General features: G+C 61.9%; 20 protein-coding genes and 1 pseudogene. 8 read left to right on the top strand and 13 right to left on the bottom strand.

Annotated features, from left to right (window positions below; genetic code table 11):
- Positions 1-68: 68 nt before the first annotated feature.
- Positions 69-280: pseudogene (locus ACMDCM_RS04100) on the bottom strand (cold-shock protein).
- A 209-nt stretch (positions 281-489) separates the two neighbouring features.
- Here ACMDCM_RS04100 and ACMDCM_RS04095 point away from each other — a divergent pair.
- Positions 490-1,572 carry an IS5 family transposase gene (locus tag ACMDCM_RS04095; RefSeq protein WP_412772378.1) on the top strand — a complete coding sequence of 361 codons (1,083 nt, stop codon included), beginning with the start codon at positions 490-492 and terminating at the stop codon, positions 1,570-1,572.
- A gap of 191 nt (positions 1,573-1,763) precedes the next feature.
- Here ACMDCM_RS04095 and ACMDCM_RS04090 read toward each other — a convergent pair whose 3' ends face one another.
- On the bottom strand, positions 1,764-2,834 hold the full coding sequence (locus ACMDCM_RS04090) for a sensor histidine kinase (RefSeq protein ID WP_011510983.1): 1,071 nt from the start codon (positions 2,832-2,834) through the stop codon (positions 1,764-1,766).
- 284 nt (positions 2,835-3,118) lie between these two features.
- On the opposite strand from ACMDCM_RS04090, the gene ACMDCM_RS04085 reads away from it, so the two are divergent.
- Positions 3,119-3,805: a Crp/Fnr family transcriptional regulator gene (locus tag ACMDCM_RS04085; RefSeq protein ID WP_412772377.1), complete on the top strand. Its 687-nt coding sequence runs from the start codon at positions 3,119-3,121 to the stop codon at positions 3,803-3,805.
- A 28-nt stretch (positions 3,806-3,833) separates the two neighbouring features.
- Here ACMDCM_RS04085 and ACMDCM_RS04080 read toward each other — a convergent pair whose 3' ends face one another.
- Together ACMDCM_RS04080 and ACMDCM_RS04075 are read right to left on the bottom strand one after the other, a co-directional pair.
- Positions 3,834-4,907 (bottom strand): NAD(P)-dependent alcohol dehydrogenase, encoded by a 1,074-nt coding sequence (locus ACMDCM_RS04080; protein WP_412772376.1) that lies wholly within the window; start codon positions 4,905-4,907, stop codon positions 3,834-3,836.
- Between the two features lie 538 nt (positions 4,908-5,445).
- Positions 5,446-6,204 carry a Crp/Fnr family transcriptional regulator gene (locus tag ACMDCM_RS04075; protein ID WP_412772375.1) on the bottom strand — a complete coding sequence of 253 codons (759 nt, stop codon included), beginning with the start codon at positions 6,202-6,204 and terminating at the stop codon, positions 5,446-5,448.
- Between the two features lie 345 nt (positions 6,205-6,549).
- On the opposite strand from ACMDCM_RS04075, the gene ACMDCM_RS04070 reads away from it, so the two are divergent.
- The gene (locus tag ACMDCM_RS04070; protein ID WP_412774659.1) at positions 6,550-8,409 is read left to right on the top strand and encodes an ABC transporter ATP-binding protein; all 1,860 of its coding nucleotides are present in this window, start codon (positions 6,550-6,552) and stop codon (positions 8,407-8,409) included.
- A gap of 57 nt (positions 8,410-8,466) precedes the next feature.
- Here the strand turns inward: ACMDCM_RS04070 and ACMDCM_RS04065 are convergent, their stop codons facing one another.
- The gene (locus ACMDCM_RS04065; protein WP_412772374.1) at positions 8,467-8,763 is read right to left on the bottom strand and encodes a DUF1971 domain-containing protein; all 297 of its coding nucleotides are present in this window, start codon (positions 8,761-8,763) and stop codon (positions 8,467-8,469) included.
- Here ACMDCM_RS04065 and ACMDCM_RS04060 point away from each other — a divergent pair.
- From ACMDCM_RS04060 to ACMDCM_RS04050, 3 genes are all read left to right on the top strand, one after another.
- Positions 8,671-9,135, top strand: a complete 465-nt coding sequence (locus ACMDCM_RS04060; RefSeq protein ID WP_412772373.1) for a CBS domain-containing protein — start codon at positions 8,671-8,673, stop codon at positions 9,133-9,135. The genes ACMDCM_RS04065 and ACMDCM_RS04060 overlap by 93 nt on opposite strands.
- Positions 9,136-9,315: 180 nt before the next feature.
- Positions 9,316-9,546 carry a hypothetical protein gene (locus ACMDCM_RS04055; RefSeq protein WP_412772372.1) on the top strand — a complete coding sequence of 77 codons (231 nt, stop codon included), beginning with the start codon at positions 9,316-9,318 and terminating at the stop codon, positions 9,544-9,546.
- 72 nt (positions 9,547-9,618) lie between these two features.
- Positions 9,619-10,743, top strand: coding sequence for a fatty acid desaturase (locus ACMDCM_RS04050; protein WP_412772371.1), 1,125 nt, complete (start codon positions 9,619-9,621; stop codon positions 10,741-10,743).
- 431 nt (positions 10,744-11,174) lie between these two features.
- Here ACMDCM_RS04050 and guaA read toward each other — a convergent pair whose 3' ends face one another.
- The 6 genes from guaA to ACMDCM_RS04020 form a co-directional block, all read right to left on the bottom strand.
- On the bottom strand, positions 11,175-12,797 hold the full coding sequence (guaA, locus tag ACMDCM_RS04045) for a glutamine-hydrolyzing GMP synthase (protein ID WP_412772370.1): 1,623 nt from the start codon (positions 12,795-12,797) through the stop codon (positions 11,175-11,177).
- Positions 12,798-12,943: 146 nt separating this feature from the next.
- Positions 12,944-14,242, bottom strand: coding sequence for an RsmB/NOP family class I SAM-dependent RNA methyltransferase (locus tag ACMDCM_RS04040; protein ID WP_412772369.1), 1,299 nt, complete (start codon positions 14,240-14,242; stop codon positions 12,944-12,946).
- Positions 14,243-14,270: 28 nt separating this feature from the next.
- Positions 14,271-14,690: an MAPEG family protein gene (locus ACMDCM_RS04035; RefSeq protein WP_412772368.1), complete on the bottom strand. Its 420-nt coding sequence runs from the start codon at positions 14,688-14,690 to the stop codon at positions 14,271-14,273.
- Between the two features lie 134 nt (positions 14,691-14,824).
- Positions 14,825-15,445, bottom strand: a complete 621-nt coding sequence (locus tag ACMDCM_RS04030) for a hypothetical protein (protein ID WP_412772367.1) — start codon at positions 15,443-15,445, stop codon at positions 14,825-14,827.
- Positions 15,446-15,578: 133 nt separating this feature from the next.
- On the bottom strand, positions 15,579-17,075 hold the full coding sequence (gene guaB / locus ACMDCM_RS04025) for an IMP dehydrogenase (RefSeq protein WP_412772366.1): 1,497 nt from the start codon (positions 17,073-17,075) through the stop codon (positions 15,579-15,581).
- A gap of 181 nt (positions 17,076-17,256) precedes the next feature.
- The gene (locus tag ACMDCM_RS04020; RefSeq protein ID WP_412772365.1) at positions 17,257-17,505 is read right to left on the bottom strand and encodes a hypothetical protein; all 249 of its coding nucleotides are present in this window, start codon (positions 17,503-17,505) and stop codon (positions 17,257-17,259) included.
- Between the two features lie 115 nt (positions 17,506-17,620).
- On the opposite strand from ACMDCM_RS04020, the gene ACMDCM_RS04015 reads away from it, so the two are divergent.
- A complete protein-coding gene (locus ACMDCM_RS04015; protein WP_412772364.1) occupies positions 17,621-19,093 on the top strand; it encodes a DHA2 family efflux MFS transporter permease subunit in 1,473 nt (490 codons plus the stop codon).
- Between the two features lie 174 nt (positions 19,094-19,267).
- On the opposite strand, the gene ACMDCM_RS04010 is transcribed toward ACMDCM_RS04015, so the two are convergent.
- Both ACMDCM_RS04010 and ACMDCM_RS04005 read right to left on the bottom strand, forming a co-directional pair.
- On the bottom strand, positions 19,268-19,948 hold the full coding sequence (locus ACMDCM_RS04010; RefSeq protein ID WP_412772363.1) for an RlmE family RNA methyltransferase: 681 nt from the start codon (positions 19,946-19,948) through the stop codon (positions 19,268-19,270).
- A 327-nt stretch (positions 19,949-20,275) separates the two neighbouring features.
- The gene (locus ACMDCM_RS04005; RefSeq protein WP_412774658.1) at positions 20,276-21,277 is read right to left on the bottom strand and encodes a Ppx/GppA phosphatase family protein; all 1,002 of its coding nucleotides are present in this window, start codon (positions 21,275-21,277) and stop codon (positions 20,276-20,278) included.
- 549 nt (positions 21,278-21,826) lie between these two features.
- On the opposite strand from ACMDCM_RS04005, the gene ACMDCM_RS04000 reads away from it, so the two are divergent.
- The gene (locus tag ACMDCM_RS04000) at positions 21,827-22,297 is read left to right on the top strand and encodes a YaiI/YqxD family protein (protein ID WP_412772362.1); all 471 of its coding nucleotides are present in this window, start codon (positions 21,827-21,829) and stop codon (positions 22,295-22,297) included.
- The last annotated feature ends 1 nt before the right edge of the window (position 22,298 follow it).

Genomic DNA, 22,298 nt, shown 5'->3' with positions numbered 1-22,298 from the left:
CTCCCACTGAGAGACGCGCACCCGATCTAGAGGTCCCAGTACATCCGTGGGTATCTCAAATCGGCAATTTAATCGACGCGAAAGTTTTCCGCGCTGGTCTTGCCGCGCATGCTGTCGGTCTTGGCCTCGAACGAAACTTTCTGACCGTCGTTGAGGGAGCTCAAGCCAGCCCGTTCGACCGCGCTGATATGAACGAAGATATCCTGTCGGCCGCCGTCAGGGGCTGAATAAAGCCGAAGCCCTTTGTCGCGTTGAACCACTTCACTGTTCCAGTTGCCATTTATAGTCTCCAAGATGCGCGAAAGCGCGTTCGCTCGCACGACCTCCGTGCGGGCTTGATCGAGTTCAACGATGTCTTGGGAATAGAGCCGGTTTCGGCGCGGTCAACAAGCCAGAGCGATAGTTCGAACCTAGCAGTCTGCTGAAAAACCGCTCGCGCGTGCGAGAATTTGCTGATTCGATTTTCATCGTGAATCGGTGGAGGTTGGGATGCGCGGAGCCTTTGTGGATCAGGGCGGGTTGTTTTCGTACATCTCGCCGGAGGCGCGGGTGCCGCCGAACCATCCGCTGAGGAAGATCCGGGCGCTGGTCCGTGATGTGCTGGGCGAGTTGAACCGTAGCTTTGCCAGGCTCTATTCAAGTGAAGGGCGCCCCTCGATCGCGCCCGAGCAATTGCTCAGCGCGCTACTTCTGCAGGTGCTCTACGGCATTCGCTCGGAGCGCCAATTGATGGAGCAGTTGGACTACAATTTATTGTATCGCTGGTTTGTGGGGCTGTCGCCGGACGATCCGGTCTGGAACCCGACCAGCTTCACGAAGAACCGCGAGCGGCTGCAGAACGGCGATGTGTTCACGAAGTTCATGACCAGGCTTTTGAAACACCCTCAGGTCGAGCCGCTGCTCTCGGACGAGCACTTCTCGGTGGACGGCACGTTGATCGAGGCCTGGGCGTCACAGAAGAGCTTTCGTCCCAAGGATGGCAGCGATGGCGACGACGGCACGAACTTCCACGGTCAGACGCGCAAGAACGACACCCATGTCAGCACGAGCGATCCCGACAGCCGGCTCTACCGCAAGGCGGCCGGACGCGAGGCCAGGCTCTGCTACATGGGCCACGTCACCATGGAGAACCGGCATGGGCTGGCCGTGGCCGGCATCGTCACGCACGCGAGCGGCACCGCCGAGCGCCGCGCCGCGGAGATAATGCTCGAGGCCGAAGGCAGGAAAGCGGGTCGCCGCATTACCGCCGGTGCGGACAAGGCTTATGACACGGCCGATCATGTGGCCAATCTTCGCGCCATCGACGTCACACCGCATGTGACGCAGAACAATGGCATGGGCAAGACCGGCAGGCGCCGCCGGAGCGCTATCGACGCACGGACCACGCGCCATCAGGGCTATGGCATGTCGCAGACGCGCCGGGCGATGATCGAATGCATCTTCGGCTGGGGCAAGCAGCACGGCACGATGCGCAGGACCAAACATCGTGGCATTTGCCGCGTTGCCGCCGACTTCATGCTCAACTTGATCGCCTATAACCTGATCCGCGTTCCCAAACTGGTCACGGCATAACCGCGTCGTCGCCAGGACGACAACGAGTGCAACGCGCCGCCGAATACACATCATCGCGATGAGGCGTTCCGAGGATCATCGAAGCGGTCAATTTTGGCTTTTTCAGCAAACTGCTAGTTTAGGTATGGTGGCTTAGAGAAAATACAAGGGCCGATCAAATCACATCACATTTGATGCCCTGCGTTGACGCTTTACGCGGTATGGACAGCGTCCGTGGTGAACGTCGCATGGGTGATGGCCACGGTTGTCCCCGCGAGGCTGGCCGAAGTCTCGACAGTGGCGCCAAGTTGCTGGGTGAGCGCCTTGACGATGCCCGTGCCGAGCCCTGTTTTCGGCTGGGCAAAGACGTCGTCCGGCTTGCCGATGCCATTGTCTGCGACCGACAGCTTCCAATTCGTGCCATGGACTTCGTATGCGACGGAGATTCGGCCATCGACTTTATCGTCGGGGAATGCGTGCTTTAAGGCATTCATAACAAGCTCGGTGACGATCAAGCCGAGGCTTTCAGCCTGCCGGGGAGTGGCACGGCCTCCCGCGCCAACTACTTTCAGCGAGATTGGTCGTGTGTCACCGATCATCGACGTCGCGAGTGTCTCGCACAGCCTTGAGAGATAAGGCACCATTTCGATCGGTCCGCTAGCTCCGGATCCGTGGAGTTGTTGTTGCACGGCCGCAACCGACATGACGCGCTTGTGGGCGTCTTGTAGGTGGACGCGCGTCTCCTCCGATTCCACAGTCTTCGCCTTCATCAAGATGATGCTGGCGATGATTTGTAGGCTGTTGGAGATCCGGTGCTGAAGCTCATCGAGGAGCACATCCTTTTGCTTCAGCAACTCGTCCTTTTCGCGCTCCAGAGCGTGTTGCGCAGTGACGTCTTCCATGCCGAGCAGAATGGTCGCGCCGGCGCCATGCTCGTAAAAGACCTGACGTGCGTTCAGACAGATTCTTCGGTGTCCGAGATCGGGGAATTCATGTTCGACCTCGTAGCTCTCCATCACCCCGTGCTGAGGTATGATTTTTTCGAGCAATTCTCGAAGTTTCGGAATGTCCCATTGCCCGTCACCCAATGCATACAAATGCCGGCCTTGGGTATTTTCGGGGCTGACTTTGAAGACTGAATAGAAAGAGCGGCTTGCGGCCACCACGCGCAGTTCCTTGTCCAGCACGAGAACCGGTTCGCGGACTGTGTCCACGATGCCCTGAGCGAGCGCGCAGGCATCCACGACGTCGGTGAACTGCTCTTTGAAAGCCGTGGAGTGCATAATTGTCGCAGTACTGGTACGCGCTTCGAATCTCCTGGCGGCGCGACCGCGCCGGGAGTCACTGGATCAACGCAAGGGCCGGCGAACCCACAGAACGTCCAGCGTTTGAAGCATAGCGTCGATGCCGGCGGAGGACTGTATAAGATTGCTCACGAGCCCCAGGCGGAGAGTGTCGTGATGAAAACTTCCCGCCCTATGCTTCAGAATTCTCTAAGATGCGGTCAACATTTGGATCCGCCACGCGTCTCCGGTGCACGGAAGGACCAAAAAACGAGGATCCCATCATGAAACGGAAAGCGAAACCGGGATTCGATCCCAAGGCCTTTCTCGCCAAGGCGGCCGAAGGACGGGCCATCTCCAAGCACCAAATGAATCAAGTCCTCTTCGCGCAGGGCGATCCGGCCGATTCGGTCCTTTATATCCAACACGGAAAGGTGAAGATGACCGTGAACTCCGCACAAGGTAAGGAAGCGGTAGTCGCCATCCTGGGACCCGATGAGTTTTGCGGCGAAGGTTGTCTCGCGGGCCAGCGTCGCCGCATGGCGACCGCGACGGCAATGACCGACTGCGAGATCATGCAGGTGGATAAGAGCACGATGGTCCGCATCCTCCATGACGAACCGACGTTTTCCGAGATGTTCGTCGCGCATCTGCTAGCTCGAACGATCCGCATTGAGGAGGACCTGGTCGATCAACTGTTCAATTCGAGTGAGAAGCGTCTGGCGCGCGCCCTCCTTCTGTTGGCCAATTTCGGCAAGGAGGGTAAACCTGAGCCGATCATCGCCAAAGTCAGCCAGGAGACGTTGGCCGACATGATCGGGACCACGCGATCGCGCGTGAGCCATTTCATGAACAAATTCCGGAAACTGGGCTTCATCGAATACAACGGCACTTTGAGGGTTCACAGTTCATTGTTGAGCGTCGTTCTGCACGATCATCCGCAGATCAGACGCGACGGTGAGGAAACTTGACCAGCCCGCGGCGCATAGTGATGCTCTGCTATGGCGTGATAGCGACCTTCAGGACGCCATCACGCTGGTTGGCGAAGAGATCGTAGGCGGTCTCGATCTCATCGAGCTTGAAGCGATGCGTCACAAGCGGCTTGAGATCGGCCCGCCCCGCACTCACGACATCCATCAGCCGGCGCATGCGCTCCTTGCCGCCGGGGCAGAGCGTGGTGACGATCTTCAGATCGCCGAGCCCGGCCGCAAAGGCATCGAGCGGAATCCGCAGATCGCTCGAGTAGACCCCGAGGCTGGACAGCGTTCCTCCCGGCCGCAGCACGCGCGGCGAAGACTCGAAGGTGCCTTGGGTTCCAAGCGCCTCAATCGCGACATCAACGCCTCGTCCATCTGTCAGCGCCATGATCTGCTCAACCGGATCGCCGGCCCTGAAGTCGACGACATGGTCGGCGCCGAGCGTGCACGCGACCGCAAGCCGTTCTGGGACCGTGTCGACGCCGATGATGGTGGTGGCGCCCATGAGCCTGGCGCTTGCGACCGCGCAAAGGCCGATTGGTCCGAGGGCGAACACCACCACGGTGTCACCGATCCGGACACCGCCGCTTTCGGCGCCGGAAAATCCCGTGGACAAGATGTCCGGGCACATCAGCACCTGCTCGTCCGTCAGACCGTCCGGGATCGGACTGAGATTGGCCATCGCATCCTTGACCAGCACATATTCAGCCTGGCAGCCGTCGATGGTGTTGCCGAACTTCCAGCCGCCCATTGCCTTGAAGCCGTGCTTTGTTCCTGGACCGCCCTGCGAACCGCAACCGCACAGACAGGCGTAGCTGTGCCCGCTCGGCGTGATCGCGCCCGCGATCACGCGCTGGCCTTCGGTATAACCGTCGACGGCGGAGCCGAGCTTTTCGATCAAGCCGACCGGTTCGTGACCGATCGTCAGGCCGCACTCGACCGGATACTTACCCTTGAGGATATGGACGTCTGTTCCGCAGATCGTGGTCGTGGTGACGCGGATCAGCGCATCGAGCGGGCCGATATCGGGAATGGCCTTCTCGTCGAGGACGATGCGGCCTTTCTCCACGAAAATGACTGCTTTCATGTTCGGCATACGAGGCTCCTTTCAGAAGCTGTTTTCGTCCATAGGGGCGGCGACGATGCACGGCTCCACAGGCATCGAGTAACTGGCATCGTCAGCTTCACTGCCAAATATTTGCCTTTCTTTGTGGTGTGGACCACCGACACGGCCTGCGGTCGCGTGCAACGATCGGCTCAGTCTCAAAGGCGGCCGCCATGTCGGAATCGGACAACCAGCGAAAGCATGATTTGGAATGTCTCCGCCTGGCGGCGGACTGTCGGCAATTGGCAAGCGACGTTGATAATCCTGCTTTGCAGTTGCGGTTCCGTCGAATGGCGAAAGTTTGGACCGGTCTGACGGAGCGTGAACCGACTCCTGAGACCGAGATCAGCGTTAAGATAGACGGGCTTACCTGACCACGGCGTGCACTTTGCAACGGGCCGCGCTGTTCCGGGACAAGGCGCTGCTGTTCAAGCTTTGCGGGTCCGCGATTCCGTTTCTTTCCAAACACAGAACTTGTAGACGCTTGGTTTCGACATGCGCGGCTGACGTATGGCGAGCACCCACGGTTTTACGTCTTACGTCGCCCCTTTGTATTGCCTTGAACCGCCGTTGAGGGTGGCGTCAGGAAGGCGTCGAACCGCTCCTTGACGATGGCGTAGCACTCGCACGACGCCTTTTCGAGGCCCGGACGATCATGAACGCTAATCCTCCCGCGGCGATAACTAATGAGTCCGGCCGTCTGCAGCGACTGCGCTGCAAGCGTCACCGATTTGCGATTGGCGCCCAGCATGTGAGACAGGAATTCGTGCGTATATGGCAGGGCTTCGCCTTCCGCCCGATCATGCATCATCAGGAGCCATCGGCACATTCGCTCTTCCGTCGTATGCAATGCGTTGCACGCGACAGTCTGCTGAACTTGTGACAGCAGCGTCTCCGAGTAGCTGACGAAGAGATCGCGCATGTGTTCGCTGCGCTTGAATTCCGACTGCAGTACTTCGATCGGGCAACGAAGCGTGCCCCCTTCCAGTTGAACAAGACACCGATTGAAAGAAACGCGACTATACATGGCCGCGAAGAGGCCGAATGCGCCTTCGCGCCCTATGTTTGCCGTCTCTATTGCCGAGCCGTTCTCCAGAACGGTCAACAGAGAGAGGACGGCGCCCTGTGGGAAGTAGGCATGTTTGAGGAGCCCACCAGCCTCGCAGACGACGACACCAAGCTTGAACTTGATAGGCTCAAGGTGGGGATCGATCCGCTTGCGGCTGGTGCTTTCCATTGCGCCGAGCAACCAATTGCCCTGCGCATCATCTGTGTGACCTTTGGACATCGCGGCATCGTCACAATTCTGGCAAGTTATGGGTCGAGTGCCCGGCCGGCTATTGGGTGTTAAATCCAGGGGATCGTGCGCCCATCAACAGCATGAGTCTGTATAAGACAGACCACCTTCCGCGTGATTGACGCTCTTAGATTGGAACTCGGACTATGCGTTATTGCGAGAACGCGCTGGTCAGCACGCCGATGTCGACCGCCAGCGTCACACTCAGTTCCCAGTGAAACGCTTTTTTGGCTGGTAGTAGGGAGCGCTACTAGACCTTCGCGAAGTATAAGGATCGGTTTGATGCCGAGGAGCTACAGCAACGGCGGCCGGATTGCGCCGGGAGCGGCAGCCCCCATGCCGGGAGGGCCGACTTTGCCGAATGCCCGGTCCTTCCGGGAGCGGTTCGGCGCACTCAGGAATCTTCGGCCTTTCCTTGCGATGGTGTGGCGCACAAGCCCGGGCCTGACCGCGGCGACGCTGGTGTTGCGGCTGAAGCGGGCGCTGCTGCCGATCGTCACACTCTTTATAGGCAAGCTGATCATCGACGAAGTCGTGGCTCTGGTGCAGGTACCGGACAAGCCGGGGACGCTACAGGAATGGCTCGACAGCGGCCTCGCGAACTGGCTCGGCATTCTCCTTATTGCAGAGTTCGCGCTCGCCATCCTCGCCGACATTCTCGGGCGCATCGTCTCGTTCATCGACAGCCTGCTCTCGGAACGCCTGTCCAATGCCCTGAGCGTACGCCTGATGGAGCACGCCGCGACGCTCGACCTGGAGGATTTCGAGGACGCAGAATTCCAGGATCAGCTCGAGCGCGCGCGCCGCCAGACCAGCGGCCGGATGACGTTGCTCGGACAATTGCTCGCGCAGGTGCAGGACATCGTGACCGTGGTGAGCTTCGCCGCTGGCCTGATCATCTACGCGCCTTGGCTGATCTTGCTCCTGGTTGTGGCGCTGGTGCCGGCCTTCCTCGGCGAGGCGCATTTCAACGCACAGAGCTATTCGCTCGACTATGCCCGCACGCCGGAACGGCGCGAACTCGACTATGTGCGGCAAACCGCGGCGAGCGTCGAGACCGCCAAGGAGGTCAAGATCTTCGGCCTCAACGGCTTCCTGATCGACCGCTATGTGCGGCTTGCCACGGCCTTCTACGCGGCCAATCGCAGGCTCGCGCTGCGGCGCGCCGGCTGGGGCGGGCTGTTCACCGCGGTCGGCACGATCGGCTATTACGTCGCCTATGCCTATATCGCCTGGCGCACGCTCGCGGGCGCGTTCTCGATCGGCGACCTCACCTTCCTCGCCGGCTCGTTCCGGCGCCTGCGCAACCTGATCGAGGGGCTGCTCGCGAGTTTCTCGAGCACCGCGGGCCAGGCGCTCTATCTCGACGACCTGTTCAGCTTCTTCGAGGTCAAGCCGGAAATCCTGTCGCCGGACAATCCGCAGCCGTTTCCGCTGCCGATCCGCGAGGGCTTCGTATTCGAAGACGTGGGCTTCCGCTATCCGGGTGCGGAGCGCTGGGCCGTGCGGCATCTCAGTTTCACGCTCCATGCCGGCGAAGTCCTCGCGCTCGTCGGCGAGAACGGTGCGGGCAAGACCACGCTCGTGAAGCTCCTCACCCGCCTCTACGATCCGGACGAAGGCCGCATCCTGCTCGACGGCCGCGACCTGCGCGAATACGACCTCGACGCACTGCGCGGGAACATGGGTGTGATCTTCCAGGATTTCGTCCGCTATAATCTCAGCGCCGCCGACAATATCGCGGTGGGACGGATAGACGCGCGGGACGACCGCGCACGCGTCGCGCGGGCGGCGGAGCGCAGCCAGGCCGACGAGGTCATGGCGAAGCTCCCCGCGAACTACGACCAGATGATCGGCAAGCGATTCCGCAACGGCGTCGAGCTTTCGGGCGGCGAATGGCAGAAGATCGCGATCGCACGCGCCTATATGCGCAAGGCGGAGGTGCTAATCCTCGACGAGCCCACAGCCGCGCTCGACGCCCGCTCCGAATACGAAGTATTCCGGCGCTTCAAGGAGCTGAGCCAAGGCAAGACCGCGATCCTGATCTCGCACCGCTTTTCCAGCGTGCGCATGGCGGACCGCATCCTTGTGCTTGCCGACGGCACGGTCGAAGCCTCTGGGACGCATGAGGAACTTGTCTCGCAGGCGGGTCGCTATGCCGAGCTCTTCGAGTTGCAGGCCGCTGGCTATCGATAGCCCTCACTGCTGAAGGTTACGCGGCGTACATGCCCCAACGCGGACTTCTCCATCCGGTTATGCGGCCGGCGGGTCTTCAACGGCGTAGAACTCAACGAACATCCGCATCGACCCAAGCGGTTCGACCTCGTGAGGCTGTTCGGGCTGTATGATGCCGGGTTTCTCTGGCGTGAGGACGGTTTCGCTCGGCGGATCGAGAGTCCGGTAACGCAGGCGGCCTTCGAGCACATGGATCAGCGCCCAGACGCCAGCCTTTGTACGGTGCTCGCGACGCAGCCCTTTCGGCAGAGTGTCCTGATCGAACACGGGTGTACGCTTGTAGGCTTTCAGGCCCGCCGGCAGTTCGTCGCTCATCGCGCGGCAAAGATCCTCGGTGAGAACCAAACCGATATCGTCGTCATGTGCGATCCCCACGGCAAGCTGACCGGCGTCATCACCAAGACGGACGTGGTCCGTCAGATCGGACGGTGCGGAGGCCCCGGATGCACGATGGCGGCAGCGAACGTCATGACGCGGGCCGTCATTCTCAGCCGCCCCGGCGACCTGTTGCACGATGCCTGGTCGGTCATGAAGCAGCGCGGCCTGAAGAATATCCCGGCCGTGAACGAAACCTCACAACCGATCGGAGTTCTCAATGCACGCGATGCGCTTGAGGTTCTCCTCGAAGAGGTCGAATACGAAGAAGTTCTGCTGCGCGACTATGTGATGTCCGTGGGGTATCATTGACTTTCCGCGGCCACGGTGTCGGATCAGCGACGCGCGGGATCATCCAGACTTCAATCAATACCACGATTTGTCGACATGCCCCCTTAACGGACGGCGCCGAACCGAAGGTCCGCGTATGATCGACGCCCGACCTGCCATGTGACGTCCTCAATATGAGCGCTCCTCGCGCGTGCGGACATAATGAGCAATTTTGACCAGATCGTCTCCGTCCCTTTTGGTACGATTAAAACCGACATCGGCGAATGCTGCGCTTTGATCGAAACGGCGATCGGCATTCTCAGCATCCATGCCGACAGTTCAGCAATGCCGATCAGGCGCCTGCGGTGCTGTGGCTTTGGTCATGGAGGCGTCGGGATCATCAGCATCATAGTGATCGGCATCGTCGTTCTCCTTGTCACGGGACGGCTCTGATCTGAGAGGGCCCCGGAGTGACTGACAGACAAGGTCTGGCCCAATAGGTCAACCTTGGTTAGGTATCTGCGCATGGATCAACACGCGATCAATATTCACACCACGTCCGATTCCAGGGCGCTGGCACAGGCTCTCGCCCGCTATCGCGAACCGGATTCCGCGCGAAGCGTCTTCGAGGTCGTGATCACGGCAGCGCCGTTTGCCCTCCTGTGGGTTCTGATATGGGCGGCCCTCGATGCCGGCTATTGGATTGGCCTGCTGCTTGCCGTGCCGGCTGCAGGCCTCCTCGTGCGTCTCTTTATGATCCAGCACGATTGCGGCCACGGATCGTTCTTCCGCCACCGCCTCACGAACGATTGGGTTGGGCGTATCATCGGCGTGCTGACATTGACGCCGTACGACGTCTGGCGGCGCGCCCACACCTTGCATCATGCAGGCTCGGGCAATCTCGATCGCCGTGGAATCGGCGACATCGATACACTGACCGCGCGCGAATTCCTGGCGCTGCCCAAGGGACGCCGGCTGTTGTACCGCTTGTACCGGCATCCGATCGTGATGTTCGGCATAGGCCCCGCGTATCTATTCATCTTGCAGCACCGGCTGCCGATGGGACTGATGCGCAGCGGCTGGCAACCCTGGATAAGCGCGATGGCGACAAATGTCGCAATCGCGGTTCTGGCCGCGACCCTGATCTGGCTGGTCGGCGTCGGTCCATTCCTCCTTGTACAGTTGCCGATCACCCTTCTCGCCGCCTCGATCGGCGTCTGGCTGTTCTATGTCCAGCACCAGTTCGAGGACACGTTTTGGGCTCATGACGAAAGGTGGAATTTTCACGAAGCCGGACTGCACGGCAGCTCGCACTATGACCTGCCAATCGTCTTGCGCTGGTTTACCGCTAATATAGGCGTCCACCACGTCCATCATCTGTGCAGCCGGATTCCTTATTATCGGCTGCCACAGGTGTTGCGGGATCATCCGCAGCTTGCTGCCGTCGGACGACTGACCCTATTCCAGAGCCTTCGCTGTGTGCGCAAGGTTCTTTGGGATGAGGACCAGCAAAAGCTTGTTTCATTCCGCGAGATGGCGTCTGTCCGGCCGCCTGCATCGCCGTATTTCCTGGGAACCTCGCGACTGAGCGAGGTGCAGAGCGCCTTACGCTTCATATCGACGGAACGAAACAACGATACTGAACGTTAGTGTTGGAGTGCATCATCTGACGCAGCAAATGCGTAACGCACTGCCACGAGGGTCTAATATCATGGATATCACCACCATTCTCATCATTGTAGTCCTCCTTCTGCTCCTTGGCGGCGGCGGTTGGTACGGCCGTGGACGCTGGTTCGGCAGGTAATCGCAGGCAGCGTGAAGGCAGAGTTGCTAAAACAATAAGTTTAAAGAATTCGCCAGCGATCGGCAGGATCGCGCGTGTTCTTACGACGCAATATTTCTGCGTGGCTCATCAGCCATTTCCCAGGGAGGGATCTATTTCGGCGCCTTTCCGCCTTGCGGGATCTGTCGGCCGATCAATCATCGCTAACAGTGATAGGTGGTCAATAGTGAATGGAATGATCCTGCAAGCTTCGGCTCTTTCGCAAAAACTACGATGAAGCACTCAAAACTACGCCCCCCTACTCCCACTCGATCGTACCCGGCGGCTTCGACGTCACGTCGTAGACGACACGGTTGACGCCATTCACCTCGTTGATGATGCGTGTTGCGGTTTCGCCGAGGAAGCGCATGTCGAACGGATAGAAGTCGGCGGTCATGCCATCGGTCGAGGTCACCGCGCGCAGGCCGATCACATAGTCGTAGGTGCGGCCGTCGCCCATCACGCCGACCGTCTTGACCGGCAGCAGCACGGCGAACGCCTGCCAAATCTCATCGTAGAGCCCAGCCTTGCGAATCTGGTCGATGTAGACGGCGTCGGCCTCGCGCAGGATGTCGAGTTTTTCGCGGGTGATCTCGCCGGGGCAACGGATCGCGAGCCCCGGACCGGGGAACGGATGGCGGCCGACGAAAATCTCCGGCAACCCGAGTTCGCGCCCCAATACACGCACCTCGTCCTTGAAGAGTTCGCGCAGCGGCTCGACCAGCTTCATGTTCATGCGGGCCGGAAGTCCACCGACATTGTGGTGCGACTTGATCGTCACCGACGGACCGCCGGTGAACGACACGCTCTCGATCACATCGGGATAGAGCGTGCCCTGCGCCAGGAATTCCGCCGATCCTTTTCCCAAGGCTGCGATCTTTTTGGCCTCGGCCTCGAACACATCGATGAACAGACGTCCGATGGTCTTGCGCTTCGCTTCGGGGTCGGTGGCGCCGGCGAGTTCGCTCAAAAATTGCTTCGACGCATCAACGTGAACCAGCGGAATGTTGTAGTGATGGCGGAACAGATCCACCACCGTCCTGCCCTCGTCCTTGCGCAGCATGCCGTGATCGACAAACACGCAAGTGAGCTGGTCGCCAATCGCCTCGTGGATCAGGATCGCCGCCACCGATGAATCGACACCGCCGGACAGACCGCAGATCACCCGGCCCTTGCCAACCTGAGCGCGGATCTTCTCGATCGCCTCCTCGCGAAACGCGCGCATCGTCCAGTCGCCTGTCAACCCTGCGACCTTGCGGACGAAATTGCGGATCAGTTTCGCGCCATCGGGCGTGTGCACCACCTCGGGGTGGAATTGCATGGCATAGAACCTGCGCGCGTCGTCAGCGATGACCGCGATTGGCGAGCCGGGTGCCCTCGCCACCGCGCGGAAGCCATCCGGCAGCTTGGTGACGCGGTCGCCATGGCTCATCCAGACGTCGTATCTGCCGCCCTTCTCCCAGACGCCGTCGAACAGCGCACAAGCATCGGTGACCTCGATGGCGGCGCGGCCGAATTCGCGGTGATGGCCAGCTTCGACAGTGCCGCCGAGTTGCTGGGCCATGGTCTGCTCGCCGTAGCAGATGCCGAGCACGGGCACGCCCGCCTTGAGGATCGACATCGGCGCCGCCGGCGCATCCTTGTCGAGCACCGAGGCAGGTCCGCCGGACAGGATCACCGCCTTCGGCCTCATCTCAAGAAAAGCCGCTTCCGCCTTCTGGAACGGGACGATTTCCGAATAGACTCCTTCCTCGCGCACGCGCCGGGCGATCAGTTGCGTGACCTGGCTGCCGAAATCGACGATGAGAATTTTGTCGTGCGCCGAGGTCGCGTCGGCGGAGGGGCTGGATGCTGACGCGGAGGCTTTGCTGGAGGCTGTCATGGCGAGGAATTACGCGACCGGCATCGGCGTCGCAACCGCCAAAACGCGTCATGGCCAGGCTTGTCCGGCCATCCACGCTTTTGATGCGAGGCCGAAGGCAAGACGTGGATGCCCGGCACACGGCCGGGCATGACGAAAGCTTTCAGTCAACGCTTTGCCAGAATCGACACAAAAAACCCATCCGTTCCCGTCCGGCGCGGCGTCATCAAAAGCCCCTCGTCCGAGAGGTAAACCGCGGCGAGAAAGTCGTCGGTCCTGTCCCACAGCACGCCAGCGGTCTGCGACGGCGGCGTTACCGTGAAATCTGGATGTCGGCCGATAAACTTCCGGATTTGCTCGCCATTTTCCTGCGGCAACACCGAACAGGTGATATAGGCGAGGCGGCCGCCCGGTTTGACCAAAGCGGCAGCACGGTCAAGCACTTCCGCCTGGTCTTTCAAACGCACCTCGAGCGCGCCCGGCCGCATCCGCCATTTCGCGTCCGGGTTGCGCCGCCAGGTGCCGGTCCCGGTGCAGGGCGCATCGATCAGCACGAGATCGGCGGACGCGTTGATATCGGACAGCGGATCCTCCTCCCCCTTTGGAGAGCGGACCTCCGCGTTATGAACCCCGGCACGGGACAACCGTTCGTGGATCGGCGCGAGCTGCCGCTTGTCGCGGTCGCTCGCAATGAGACGGCCCCTGCCCTGCATCATGGCCGCCAGCGCCAGGGTCTTGCCGCCGGCCCCGGCGCAAAGGTCGATCACCTGCTCGCCGGGTTTTGCGCCAGACAGCAGCGCCGCGAGCTGCGAGCCCTCGTCCTGGACCTCGACGGCGCCCTTGATGAAATCCTCCTCGGCGTGGATGCCCGGATTGCGGGCATCGGCGCCGAGCGCGATTCTCAAGCCCAGCGGCGACCATGGCGTCGCCGATGCACCGAGATGACGCAGCCGGCCCAGCACCTTCTCGCGTTTGGCCTTCAGCGTATTGACGCGCAGGTCGAGCGGCGCTCGGCTCGCCATCGCCGCGGCCTCCGCCGCACGGTCATCGCCGAACGCCTCCGCCAGGTAGCCGTCCAGCCATTCGGGATAGTCGCCGGCGATGTGAGCGGGCGCATCCGCGACGCTGCGCGAGGCCAGCGCGGCTCGCTCGGCGCCGGAGAGCGGTTCGGGCGCGAAGCGGCTGCCATCGCACAGCGCCGCGATCACATCGATGTCCCGCCCCCGCTCCAGCCTCAGCATTCCGAGCAGGCGCGCGCGCGGCGTGTCGTCATCCATGATCCAGGCGCTGGAGGATTGACGACGCAGCACGTCATAGACCAGCCCCGAGATCGCGGCGCGGTCACCGGAGCCGGCGAAGCGGTGGGCGGTGCCCCATTCCTTCAGCGCCTTCGCAGCCGGCACCCGCTGGCTGTCGATAGCCTCGATCACTTCAATGGCGGCGGAGAGCCGCGCGGCTGGCGTCATGGCTGACTTTCGATTGGAGACGCGGCGCTTACACGAGCAGGATGCGCAGCGCGAAATAAATCCACATCGCCATCAGCACCACCACTCCCGCAAACCACGCCATTCCCCGCCGCGGGACGTTGTTCGATGTCACAAAGATGCCGGCATGGACGAACCGCGTGAGGACAAATACCCACGACAGCACGACAATGACAAGGTCGGCGTGACGCAGCGGCAATGCCAGCGCGATCAGGACATAAAACAGCACCGGCGCTTCGAACTGGTTGCTGAAGCAGTTCGCGATCTGGGTGGCGCGAACCGGCCAGTTCGGTTCGCGAAGGGCGATGTCCTTGAACCGGGTCTCGCCGGACCTCAAGGACTTCGTGCGCGCGAACGCCATCCCCAGCAACAATGCGAACGCCAGCCCGATAAGCACGAACACCGGCAGCAGCACCACTTGAACAGACATCGTTTCTCCCGTTCCCGCCAACCTGAGCGGTGATCTGCCTATGCGTCGGCCAGCCCAACCCGCGCGAGCGCGTCAGATTCCGACATGGCGCTCCAGTCAATACCGATCAAGCTCGCTGCGCTTGGACGAGATCTTCAGGCCGCAATTTTCGCCAACGCCTTGTCGAAGGCCTCCGCTGCGCTCTCGAGGTCCTTGAAGGTCGCGATAGCCCTGCCGGACTGCAACTCGTTTTCGACACCGGGCCGCACCTCAGCAAACGAGAGGCCGCCTTCGATGGCAGCGACAGGCGCACTCACATGGAATTCGCGATCCTCGAGCGGCGCATCTTTCGGCAACCATACGCCGAGCGTCACGATATCATTGCCTCGCCGATAGGAAATATAACGGTCAACAGCAACCGATCCGTCCCGTTGATGGCCGCCGAGCTTGGCCTGACCATCCTTGCCCACCAGTTTGTGCGCACGAAAACCCTTCACGCCCGCCGATTTCGCCTTCGCCGTCTCCTCCGACAGATCGTATTTCTCCGCCATCCGCCGGCCGACGCCGACAAGCTGCGCCGACATTTCATGCTCGAAATCCTTCAATTCGGTGCGGGGCTTCGCGGCCTTGCGCGGCCTCACCGTACCTCGCTTATCGAGTTCCGCCTGGCATCGTGAGACGAGGTCATCGACCGATTTCCGCTCCGCATTGGCAAGCAGGTTTTTCAGGTCGGAATCCGACAGCGCTGCTATCCTGTCATCCGTCCAATCGATCATGTTTCCAGATTCTCTGCTGAATGGAACCGTGATGTCATTCCAGGAAAACGACGCAGCCACCCAGACAGGGTTGCACGGTACGCACAGTAAGGTGTTTTCGCGCCGCTGTGCGGCTCAATTTGGGCGATCGGCGTCAGGCGCCGCCGGGATAGTTCGGGCTTTCCCGCGTGATGGTGACGTCGTGGACATGGCTTTCGCGCAAGCCCGCGCCGGTGATGCGGACGAAACGCGCCTTGTCGTGAAATTCGGTGATGTTGCGCGCGCCGACATAGCCCATGGCCGCGCGCAAGCCGCCGGCGAGCTGGTGCATGACGTTGCCGACCGGCCCCTTGTAAGGCACCTGCCCCTCGATCCCCTCGGGAACGAGTTTCAGCGTATCCTTGATGTCTTGCTGGAAATAGCGATCGGCGGAGCCGCGCGACATCGCACCGACCGACCCCATGCCGCGATAAGCCTTATAGGAGCGGCCCTGCCACAGATACACCTCGCCCGGCGTTTCGTCGGTGCCCGCAAGCAGCGAGCCGACCATGACGATATCCGCGCCGGCGGCGAGCGCCTTGGCGAGATCGCCGGAATACTTGATGCCGCCGTCGGCGATGACAGGCACGTCGGCCTTCCTCGCCGCATCGACCGCATCCATGATGGCGGTGAGCTGCGGCACCCCGACGCCGGCCACGATACGCGTGGTGCAGATCGAGCCCGGGCCGATGCCGACCTTGATGGCGTCGGCGCCGGAATCGATCAGCGCCTGCGCGCCTTCCGTGGTGGCGATGTTGCCGGCGATCACCTGCACCGCGTTCGACAGCCGCTTGATGCGGTTGACCGCTTCGAGCACGCGGCTGGAATGGCCGTGGGCGGTATCCACCACGATCAGGTCGACGCCGGCGTCGATCAGGCGCTCGGTCCGTTCAAAACCGCCTTCGCCGACCGTGGTCGCCGCCGCGACGCGCAGCCGCCCCTGCGCATCCTTGCAGGCCAGCGGATGCGCCACCGCCTTTTCCATGTCCTTGACGGTGATGAGGCCGACGCAGCGATAATGGTCGTCGACGACCAGCAGTTTCTCGATGCGGTGTTTGTGCAGCACCCGCTTGGCTTCTTCCTGGCTGACCCCCTCGCGCACCGTCACGAGATTTTCATGCGTCATCAGTTCGGAAATTTTCTGCCGCGGGTCGGTGGCGAAGCGGACGTCGCGATTGGTCAGGATGCCGACGAGCTTGCCCGGCGCGGTCGCGCTGCCGCCGCTCACCACCGGAATGCCGGAGAAACCATGATCGTTCATCAGCGCCAGCGCGTCGGACAGCATCGCATCGGGACCGATGGTCAGCGGATTGACCACCATGCCGGACTCGAACTTCTTCACCTGCCGCACCTGCGCGGCCTGGCCCTCCGCATCGAAGTTGCGGTGGATGACGCCAAGGCCGCCGGCCTTCGCCATGGCGATCGCCATGCGCGCCTCGGTGACGGTATCCATGGCCGAGGCCATGATCGGGATGTTGAGCGGAATGTCGCGGGTCACGCGGGAGCGGATATCGGCCTCGGAAGGCAGGATATCGGACGCGCCGGGCTTCAGCAGCACGTCATCGAAGGTATAGGCTTCCTTGAGTTCCCGAAATCCGTTTGCACGCGCCATCGCCAACTCCATTGAGCGGCATGGTCGCCGCGAAACCTATCAGGATGGAATTGACCGGCCAGCGACACCTTGGCGTCGCCGTTGAATCGGGTTCCATCAACTGGGTTGGCGGTGGTCGATAGCACGGCAGCCCTTGGAATCAAAGCATTTGACAGCCATGCAGAGGGTTTTCCCTTGACGTTCAGCGCGGAAAGCCGGGCGGCGGCCCATGTTCCCGGATCGCATCGACCACCTCGCGGTGCCGGCGATCCTCCCGCTTCATGTGGACCGCAATCAGCGCGTGGGCGGACGGCACCAGGAGCAGGATATGGAAAACCAGCCCAAAAATCGCGCAAAACACGATCAGGACCACGTTCAGGATGGCCGAGAACGGCTGACCGTTGAACAACAGCCCGATCGGCGGCAGCAAGGCGGCAAGCACGTAGATCATGGTTCGGCCTCCCAAAACTCACCAAGGATTTAGGAATACCTGCCCGCTGCGCAATAGGCGCTGGTCCCGATCGATGCTACAGCCGCCTCCCTCCGCTTGCTCACATGTACCCCGCATGACCAAGGAACGCCTGATCCTGCTGATCGTCGCCACCGCGCTGTTCATGGAAAACATGGATTCGACGGTGATTGCGACCTCGCTCCCCGCGATCGCCGCCGACATCGGCACCAGCCCGTTGACGCTGAAGCTCGCGATCACGTCCTATCTGTTGTCGCTCGCGATATTCATTCCAGCGAGCGGCTGGACCGCGGACCGCTTCGGCGCGCGCAACGTCTTCAGCCTGGCGATCGCCGTGTTCATGATCGGCTCGATCGGCTGCGCGCTGTCGTCATCGGTGATGCATTTCGTGATCGCACGAACCCTGCAAGGGTTGGGCGGCGCGATGATGACGCCGGTCGGCCGCCTCGTACTCTTGCGCTCGATAGACAAGAGCGCGCTCGTCAATGCGATGGCGTGGGTGACGGTGCCCGCACTGGTCGGGCCGGTGGTCGGCCCGCCGCTCGGCGGCTTCATCACCACCTATTTCTCCTGGCACTGGATCTTCCTGATCAACATTCCGGTCGGCCTCATTGGCATCGTCATGGCGCAGCGCTTCATCGATCCGATCCGCAGCGAGAATCCGGAACGCTTCGACCTCTACGGCATGTTGCTGGCCGGCGTCGGGCTCGGCGGCATCGCCTTCGGCCTGTCCGTCGCCGGCCTCAACCTGCTGCCATGGACGGTGGTGATCGCACTGATCGGCGTCGGATCGATCTCGATGACGCTTTATGTGATGCACGCCCGGCGCACCGAATCGCCTGTGCTCGATTTGACGCTGCTGCGGCTGCCGACGCTGCGCGCCAGCATCTACGGCGGATTCCTGTTCCGTCTCGGCGTCGGCGCGTTGCCATTCCTGCTGCCGCTTTTGATGCAGATCGGCTTCGGCCTGTCGCCGTTCGGCTCCGGACTCGTGACATTCTCCTCGGCCATCGGCGCCATGGGCATGAAGGCGCTCGCCGCCCGGATCATCCGCACCTTCGGCTTCCGCAACATCATGACCGTCAACGCGGTCGTCAGCTCGGCCTTCCTCGCGGCCTGCGCGCTGTTCACCGTCACCACGCCACTGCTGCTGATCATGATCATTCTCGTGGTCGGCGGCTTCTTCCGCTCGCTGCAATTCACCGCGATCAACGCCCTGACCTATGCCGACGTCGAGCCGGAACGAATGAGCCGCGCCACCACGCTGGCCAGCGTCAATCAGCAACTGGCGATTTCGGCGGGCGTCGCGCTCGGCGCCTTTTCGGTGGAGGCCGCGATGCTGTTCCATCACAGCACCGAACCGACCGCCGCGGACTTCGGCCCCGGATTTCTCGTGGTCTCGGTGATCGCCGCGATGTCCTTCTATTATTTTTTCAGGATGCCCGCCGATGCCGGCCATCAGGTGTCAGGACGACGCATGGTGGTGATCTCCGATCCCACCCGCGAATCCGAGGCCGAGGAAGAAGCCGCCCGCGAGACCGTCACCGCGCGAGACCAGAAGTTGAGCTGAAGGATTTTTCGATCACATTGGCAATCTATACATTCTTCGTCATGGCCGGGCTTATCCCGGCCATTCACGTCTTTCTGCTGAACTGCCGTTAAGCCGTGGATGCCCCGCGACATCTGCGCGAAGACGCGCTTCGCGCTTTAGCGCGGGCATGACGGCATCTATGCGGCAAACACCTTACCGCCCTCCGCGAAATCCCGTCGCCATCACGTAGCGTTCCGAGGAGTCCTGCCGGCTCGCGGCCGGCTTCACATGGCGCACCGTCCGGTAATCGCGCTTGAGCTGCGCCAACAGATCGGCGTCAGCTCCGCTTTGAAACACCTTCGCGATGAACGTCCCTCCGGGCCGCAGCACGTCAGCCGCGAACGCGGCCGCGCTCTCCACCAGACCGACGATCCGGAGCTGGTCGGTCTTGCGATGACCCGTGGTGTTGGCCGCCATGTCGGACAGCACGACATCCGCACCGCCTTCCGTCATCGTGTTCAGCTCTTCGGGCGCCGCGGCATCGAGAAAATCGAGCCGGGCGAACGTCACGCCGACGATCTCCGGCATCTCAAGAAGATCGATGGCGATCACCTTGCCCTTGCCATCGGCTGCGCCGACGCGCCTGGCCGCGACCTGGCTCCAGCCGCCGGGCGCCGCGCCGAGATCGACCACCGCCAGACCGGGTTTCAGGACATGATACTTGTCGTCCATCTCGATCAGCTTGTAGGCGGCGCGCGAGCGCCATCCATCACGCTTGGCCTGCGCGACATAGGGATCGTTGAGCTGCCGCTCCAGCCAGAGTTTGGACGACAGCTTCCGCTTGCCGCCGGTCTTGACGGTCACGCGCAGCCGGCCGGTGGTATCCTTCGCCATGTCTAACCGCCGTGCCCGCGCTAGAGCAGTTCATCTTCAAATGGAAGCGTGACTCGTCGTCGTTGCGAGCGAAGCGAAGCAATCCAGTCCTTACTTAAAGCATCTGGATTGCTTCGTCGCTTCGCTCCTCGCAATGACGGGAACAGAGCCCCGATTCTATCAAAACCGGAATGGCCCTAAAGCGCAATGCGCGTCTCCGCACAGATGTCGCGCGGGTCCACGTCTTAGCCAACATTCGCTCTACAAGAAAGGCGTGGATGGCCGGCATAGGCGAGAGAAGCAGCGCCGTTCCTTGAACAGCTATGTCCCGGCCACAACAAAAAAAAGTCAATTCAGTTGAATGACGCCATCCTCGCGCATCATCTCGACCAGCATGCCCTCGCGCAGCCCGCGATCCGCGACCCGCAGCCGCGGCAGCGGAAAAGCCCGCCGGATGGCATCCAGGATCGCGCACCCTGCCAGAACCAGATCGGCGCGCTCGGCCCCGATACAGCCGTTGGCCACCCGCTTTTGATAGTCCATGCCGCACAGCCGCGCGATGGCCTGGCTGACTTCGATGTCGTTCATCCAGATCCCGTCGACCTTGCGGCGGTCGTAGCGCGCAAGACCGAGATGAAGCCCCCCGAGCGTGGTCACCGTGCCCGAGGTTCCGAGAAGGTGCATCCCGTAGAGATTAAACCCATGCTCGGCAGCGAACGCGCCAAGACTGGCCGTAACTTCCCCTATCATCGCCGCGTAGGACTGCGGCGTGACGTCATGCCCGCCGAAGCGCTCGGCCAGCGTCACCACGCCGATCGGAATCGACGTCCATGCCCTGCTATGCGGGTCGCCGCCCTGGCGATCGCGTTCGATCCGGACCAGTTCCGTCGAGCCGCCGCCGATATCGAACAGGATCGCGCCGCGCGCTTTCGGATGGATCAAGGGCGAGCAGCCGACCACAGCGAGCGCGGCTTCCGTTTCCCGGTCGATCACCTCCAGCTCGATGCCGGTCGCGGCAGCGACGCGACTGCGAAAGCTTTCGGCGTTCGACGCCGCCCTGCAGGCCTCCGTCGCGATCAGCCGCAACCGACCTGCCTTCCTCGCGCGGATTTTGTCTCGGCAGACGACGAGCGCGGCGATGGCGCGTTCGATCGCTGCCTCGCTGATACGCCCGGTCGACGATATGCCTTCGCCCAGCCGGACGATCCGCGAAAACGAGTCGATGACCCGGAAGCCTGCGCCCGAGGGACACGCGATCAATAAACGGCAGTTGTTGGTGCCGAGATCGAGCGCGGCATAAACGCCGGAGCCGTCAGCCGGGGACTCGCCGGCAGCCCCGGCCACGGTCATCGCAGCCGCCAGTTCCTGCGGGCTGCCGCATAGCTCGGGGTCAGCGCGACGCAGCGTATCGTCAGTCATGAATCGTCTTTCCGCGACCCACTAGCGTGGGGGTTCAGGAGTTCGCTTCGTTGTCTCTGCAAGTCGTTGAAGCGAACTTCCGAATCTGAACCACACTAGAATCATAAATTCGCCAGTCCTTTCGAAACCGAAGTCCGCTACGGAGGACGCAGCGCAACAAGACGGACCTCGGTTCGGGACACTGGGCCGGCGAGCAATGTCTTTTCCCGGAAAGTTTAGCAGCGCAGACCACCAGCGCAACCGCCGCGTCGGGCACACCTGCATACCGCGCGACGTCGTTCGGGCCCGGCGTTCCGGTACGAGAGGATAATTTTGGGAGAACCGGTCGGCAACAAGCCGTTCTGATGGATTTTCTTATGCAAAGTCCGCGCCCCAACCCAGCCACAACGCTATTGCACTGCAAAAACCGGTATCGCAATCGTCCGTAACATGGGGTAACACGCGCTGCCACCATGCCTTGCAGCCCGCGATGTTCCGCCATTGACCTCGATTCGCATCTACGTTGACGCCGACGCCTGCCCCGTGAAGGACGAGATCTATCGCGTCGCCGCGCGTCATGGCCTGCCGGTCAGCGTCGTCGCGGGCGGATATATCCGCGTACCCGACGATCCCCTGATCGAGCGCATCGCGGCCGGACCCGGCATGGATGCCGCCGACGACTGGATCGCGGCACGCGCCGGCACGAGCGATATCGTCGTCACCGCGGACATCCCGCTGGCAAGCCGCTGCGTCAAGGCGGGCGCCAGCGTGATCGCGCCGAACGGCAAACCGTTCACGGAACAGTCGATCGGCATGACGCTGGCGGTGCGCAACCTGATGACGGACCTGCGCGCCAGCGGCGAGGTCACCGGCGGCCCGCGCTCGTTCCAGCCGCGCGACCGCTCGGCGTTCCTGTCGGCGCTGGACCAGGCCATCCGGCGCATCCAGCGCGCGCATACGCAGCAGGGCTGAG

The organism is Nitrobacter sp. (assembly GCF_047149785.1).
Taxonomy (GTDB): domain Bacteria; phylum Pseudomonadota; class Alphaproteobacteria; order Rhizobiales; family Xanthobacteraceae; genus Nitrobacter.
The sequence above is the reverse complement of the archived record's forward strand: the minus strand, read 5'-3'. Positions and strand labels throughout refer to the sequence as shown.

What these genes read in the sequence shown, in the direction of transcription:
- ACMDCM_RS04095 (WP_412772378.1), top strand. Translation starts at nt 490, where the DNA reads ATGCGCGGAGCCTTTGTGGATCAGGGCGGGTTGTTTTCGTACATCTCG.
- ACMDCM_RS04090 (WP_011510983.1), bottom strand. Translation starts at nt 2,834, where the DNA reads ATGCACTCCACGGCTTTCAAAGAGCAGTTCACCGACGTCGTGGATGCC.
- ACMDCM_RS04085 (WP_412772377.1), top strand. Translation starts at nt 3,119, where the DNA reads ATGAAACGGAAAGCGAAACCGGGATTCGATCCCAAGGCCTTTCTCGCC.
- ACMDCM_RS04080 (WP_412772376.1), bottom strand. Translation starts at nt 4,907, where the DNA reads ATGCCGAACATGAAAGCAGTCATTTTCGTGGAGAAAGGCCGCATCGTC.
- ACMDCM_RS04075 (WP_412772375.1), bottom strand. Translation starts at nt 6,204, where the DNA reads ATGTCCAAAGGTCACACAGATGATGCGCAGGGCAATTGGTTGCTCGGC.
- ACMDCM_RS04070 (WP_412774659.1), top strand. Translation starts at nt 6,550, where the DNA reads ATGCCGGGAGGGCCGACTTTGCCGAATGCCCGGTCCTTCCGGGAGCGG.
- ACMDCM_RS04065 (WP_412772374.1), bottom strand. Translation starts at nt 8,763, where the DNA reads ATGAGCGACGAACTGCCGGCGGGCCTGAAAGCCTACAAGCGTACACCC.
- ACMDCM_RS04055 (WP_412772372.1), top strand. Translation starts at nt 9,316, where the DNA reads ATGAGCAATTTTGACCAGATCGTCTCCGTCCCTTTTGGTACGATTAAA.
- ACMDCM_RS04050 (WP_412772371.1), top strand. Translation starts at nt 9,619, where the DNA reads ATGGATCAACACGCGATCAATATTCACACCACGTCCGATTCCAGGGCG.
- guaA (WP_412772370.1), bottom strand. Translation starts at nt 12,797, where the DNA reads ATGACAGCCTCCAGCAAAGCCTCCGCGTCAGCATCCAGCCCCTCCGCC.
- ACMDCM_RS04040 (WP_412772369.1), bottom strand. Translation starts at nt 14,242, where the DNA reads ATGACGCCAGCCGCGCGGCTCTCCGCCGCCATTGAAGTGATCGAGGCT.
- ACMDCM_RS04035 (WP_412772368.1), bottom strand. Translation starts at nt 14,690, where the DNA reads ATGTCTGTTCAAGTGGTGCTGCTGCCGGTGTTCGTGCTTATCGGGCTG.
- ACMDCM_RS04030 (WP_412772367.1), bottom strand. Translation starts at nt 15,445, where the DNA reads ATGATCGATTGGACGGATGACAGGATAGCAGCGCTGTCGGATTCCGAC.
- guaB (WP_412772366.1), bottom strand. Translation starts at nt 17,075, where the DNA reads ATGGCGCGTGCAAACGGATTTCGGGAACTCAAGGAAGCCTATACCTTC.
- ACMDCM_RS04020 (WP_412772365.1), bottom strand. Translation starts at nt 17,505, where the DNA reads ATGATCTACGTGCTTGCCGCCTTGCTGCCGCCGATCGGGCTGTTGTTC.
- ACMDCM_RS04015 (WP_412772364.1), top strand. Translation starts at nt 17,621, where the DNA reads ATGACCAAGGAACGCCTGATCCTGCTGATCGTCGCCACCGCGCTGTTC.
- ACMDCM_RS04010 (WP_412772363.1), bottom strand. Translation starts at nt 19,948, where the DNA reads ATGGCGAAGGATACCACCGGCCGGCTGCGCGTGACCGTCAAGACCGGC.
- ACMDCM_RS04005 (WP_412774658.1), bottom strand. Translation starts at nt 21,277, where the DNA reads ATGACCGTGGCCGGGGCTGCCGGCGAGTCCCCGGCTGACGGCTCCGGC.